Annotated in this window: 4 protein-coding genes; 3 read left to right on the top strand and 1 reads right to left on the bottom strand. The window is 67.8% G+C overall.

The genetic code is table 11. The features are described 5' to 3' along the window. Positions 1–434: 434 nt before the first annotated feature. Together KDB67_RS08280 and KDB67_RS08285 are read left to right on the top strand one after the other, a co-directional pair. Entirely contained in the window at positions 435–1,331 is an 897-nt protein-coding gene (locus KDB67_RS08280; RefSeq protein ID WP_291014680.1) for an SDR family oxidoreductase, read from the top strand. A gap of 10 nt (positions 1,332–1,341) precedes the next feature. Further along, positions 1,342–1,707 (top strand): hypothetical protein, encoded by a 366-nt coding sequence (locus KDB67_RS08285; RefSeq protein WP_291014684.1) that lies wholly within the window; start codon positions 1,342–1,344, stop codon positions 1,705–1,707. Positions 1,708–1,711: 4 nt separating this feature from the next. On the opposite strand, the gene KDB67_RS08290 is transcribed toward KDB67_RS08285, so the two are convergent. Beyond that, positions 1,712–2,365 (bottom strand): GNAT family N-acetyltransferase, encoded by a 654-nt coding sequence (locus KDB67_RS08290; RefSeq protein ID WP_291014686.1) that lies wholly within the window; start codon positions 2,363–2,365, stop codon positions 1,712–1,714. A 227-nt stretch (positions 2,366–2,592) separates the two neighbouring features. Between KDB67_RS08290 and KDB67_RS08295 the strand changes: the two genes are divergently transcribed. Next, positions 2,593–3,377, top strand: a 785-nt coding sequence (locus KDB67_RS08295) for an AMP-binding protein (RefSeq protein ID WP_291014688.1), incomplete at its 3' end; no start/stop codon positions are given.

The raw sequence follows: 3,377 nt of genomic DNA on the forward strand, positions 1-3,377 counted from the left end.
CAGCACCCTCACAATCCACGGCGGCGGCGAACGCCCCGCCTTCCTGTCCGCCGCCAACGCCGGCAACCAGGTGTGAAGCGTTGGGAGCCGCGGCTCGCCGGACCCTTCGAGACGCCTCGCCTAGCGGCTCGCCTCCTCAGGGATCAAGAAGGCGATCCCTGTGGCCGAAGCGGAGGGTGTCGGGTACCTATCGTGATCCCTGGGGCCGAAGCGATGAGGGTGTCGGGTGTCATCTTGATCCCTGAGGCCGAAGCGATGAGGGTGTCGGGTGTCATCGTGATTCCTGGGGCCGAAGCGATGAGGGTGTCGGGTGTCATCTTGATCCCTGAGGCCGAAGCGACGAAGGAGCGAGGGTCACGAAGGGTCCGGTGACCTTTCGACACCTGACGCCACCACAACCACACCAACGATAACGACCAACCCGAGGAGAACCATTGTCCAGCAAGCTGAATGAAGGCCGCGTCGCGATAGTCACCGGCGCCGGCCAGGGCCTGGGCCGCGCCCACGCACACGCCTTCGCCGCTGACGGCGCTTCCGTCGTGGTCAACGACTACGACGCAGACTCGGCCAACACCGTCGCCGGGGAGATCCGGGACGCCGGTGGCCGCGCCGTCGCGAGCGTCGGCGACGTCGCCGACTGGGCCTACGGCGAATCCCTGATCGCCACCGCGGTCGACGAGTTCGGTCGCCTCGACACCCTGGTCAACAATGCCGGTTTCGTCCGCGACCGGATGCTGGTGTCTCTGTCGGAACAGGAGTGGGATTCGGTGGTGCGCGTGCACCTCAAGGGCCACTTCGTCACCTTGCGTCACGCCGCCGCGTACTGGCGTGCCGAGGCCAAAGCCGGCCGCACCCCGCAGGCCCGCATCATCAACACCTCCTCCGGCGCAGGCTTGTACGGCTCGGTGGGCCAGGGCAACTACTCTGCCGCCAAGGCCGGCATCGCGGAGCTGACCATTCAGTCGGCGGCCGAGATGGGCGGCTACGGCATCACCGCCAACGCGATCGCCCCGTCGGCGCGCACACAGATGACCGTCGGCGCAGGCGGTGCGATGGCCGAGCAGATGGCCGCGCCCACCGACGGCTCGTTCGACGCCATGGATCCGGCCAACGTGTCGCCACTGGTGGTGTGGCTGGGTTCGGCCCAGTCGGCGTCGGTCACCGGCCGCGTCTTCGAGGTGGAGGGCGGCAAGATCTCGGTGTCCGACGGCTGGCAGCGCAGCGTCGAGGCCGACAAGGGCGCCCGCTGGGATGTTGCCGAACTCGGGCCGGTGGTGGAGGAACTGCTGGCCAAGGCCCCCGTGCCGATGCCCGTCTACGGTGCCCGGTAGAGGCGGATCCATGCCCGTCGACGAATCCCGCCGGGTCGCGATCGCTAGAGCTTATGTCGACGCCCTGGTCAGTCACGACCCATCGGTGGTGTCGCTGCATCCGGACTGCACGCGCGTCGAGTTCGGGGTGCGCACCGGCCGCAACGGCCCGCACATCACCCGCAGTCTGGCCCGCGGCCCGCAGTTCCGGTTGATCCACGCCGTCAGCGGGTTCACCGCGACGGTCGATCAGCACACGGTGACCACCCGCTACTTCGTGCACGTGCAACCCCGGGCACTCGGGCTGGCGGCGGAGGTCCGCGAGTCGTTCCTGATAGACGACGACGGCCGAATCACCGCGATCACAGCGAGATTCGGCCGTCCCCGGCGGGTTTAAGACTCTACGAGCTGGGGCCGCGCACCACCATCGGCACACCCGGGAACAGCGACGCCATCTCGGACCGCGACTTGCGCAGTGCGGCAACGCCGTAACCCTGCTTGCGCTTGTCGGGATGGATCCAGATGCGCACATCCACCTCGCCGTCGGACAGTTCGCCGAAGATCAGGCCCACCTTGATGCCCTCCTCCTCGGCGACCAGCCACACTGCGTCCTCGTCGTCGACGCGCTGTGCGCCCTTGGCGATCTCGTCGGCCAGCGGGCCCGCGGGCTCTCCCGATCCGTCGCCGGCCACCTTGAGTTCTTCGGTGCGCACGGCGAAGATGTCGGCGTCGTCGGCGCAGAAGGCGCGCACTTCGAGGGTGTCGCCGCTGCTCGCGGGACGTTCGGCGAGGGTGAAGGTAAGCGTGGAGTTGAGGTCGTCGAGTTCGGCCTGGTTCTTGCGGCGCTCGGCCTTGGTGAGTTGATTCAGGCGCATACCGAGGACGGCCTCGGCGCCCAGGGTGGATTTGCCGAGCAGTTCGGCGATCGCGGACACCGCGGCCTCGTGGTCATCGGCGTCGACGATGGCGTCGAGCACCTCGTGGCGGCGTTCGAGCGCGGTGAGCAGTGCGTCGGTGATGTCGCGACGGGTCGTCGCCTGGTCAAGATCAGTCATGCCGCAATCCTAGGCGCTTACCGCGAAGTAGGGGAGGTGTCCGGCCGACGGTGCTACGTCCGGATCGGGCTCGGTTCTGGGCAAAAACTGAAACACGTTCTAGTCTGGTGGTCATGAACTCCTCGGCTACGAACGCCCCGGCCGCGCACACCGCATCCCTCATCGTCCCCGAGCCGGTCGTCCCGCCCACGGTGCCACTGCATGACGGTGTGCACCTCGGTCACCTCATGGCCTCCGCGCTCGCCCGGCACTCCGACCGGACCGTGCTGCGTCTCGGGGCGGCGCAGCTGACCGGAAAACAGATGGCGCAGGAGATCAGCCGATACGTCCAGGCATTCCAATCCGTCGGGGCCGCATCGGGTTCGGCGGTCGGCTTGCTGGCGCTGAATCGTCCCGAGGTGCTGTTGGTGATCGGTGCCGGGCAGACGCAGGGCTGGCGGCGCACCGCGCTGCACCCGCTGGGTTCGGTCGACGACCACGCCTACGTCCTCGGCGATGCCGGTGTGACGACGCTGGTGATCGACCCGATCCCCAAGTTCGTCGAGCGCGCACTCGAATTGCTCGACCGCGTCGACGGACTCACCCGGATCCTCACCCTCGGTCCCGTACCCGACGAGCTGGCCGGCGTTGGGCACGACATCGTCTCCGCCGCAGCCACATTCGATCCGCAGCCGCTGGCCGTCGCGCCGCTGTCCCCCGGTCACGTCGTGTCCATCACCTATACCGGCGGCACCACCGGAAAACCCAAGGGCGTCATCGGAACCGCGCGCGCGATGACCGCCATGACCCAGATCCAGCTCGCCGAATGGGAATGGCCGCAACATCCCCGTTTCCTGATGTGCACGCCGCTCTCGCACGCCGGCGCGGCGTTCTTCGTGCCGACGCTGCTCAAAGGCGGTGAGCTGATCGTGCTTCCGGGTTTCGACCCGGCTCAGGTGCTGCGCACCATCGAGGAGGAGAAGATCTCGGCCACCATGCTGGTGCCGTCGATGCTGTACGCGCTGATGGACCA

This window comes from Gordonia sp. (in: high G+C Gram-positive bacteria), from assembly GCF_020438995.1.
In the GTDB taxonomy this organism is placed as follows: domain Bacteria; phylum Actinomycetota; class Actinomycetes; order Mycobacteriales; family Mycobacteriaceae; genus Gordonia.

Bases quoted from the DNA above. Each gene is read 5' to 3' on its own strand.
- KDB67_RS08285 (WP_291014684.1), top strand. From the start codon at position 1,342: ATGCCCGTCGACGAATCCCGCCGGGTCGCGATCGCTAGAGCTTATGTC.
- KDB67_RS08290 (WP_291014686.1), bottom strand. From the start codon at position 2,365: ATGACTGATCTTGACCAGGCGACGACCCGTCGCGACATCACCGACGCA.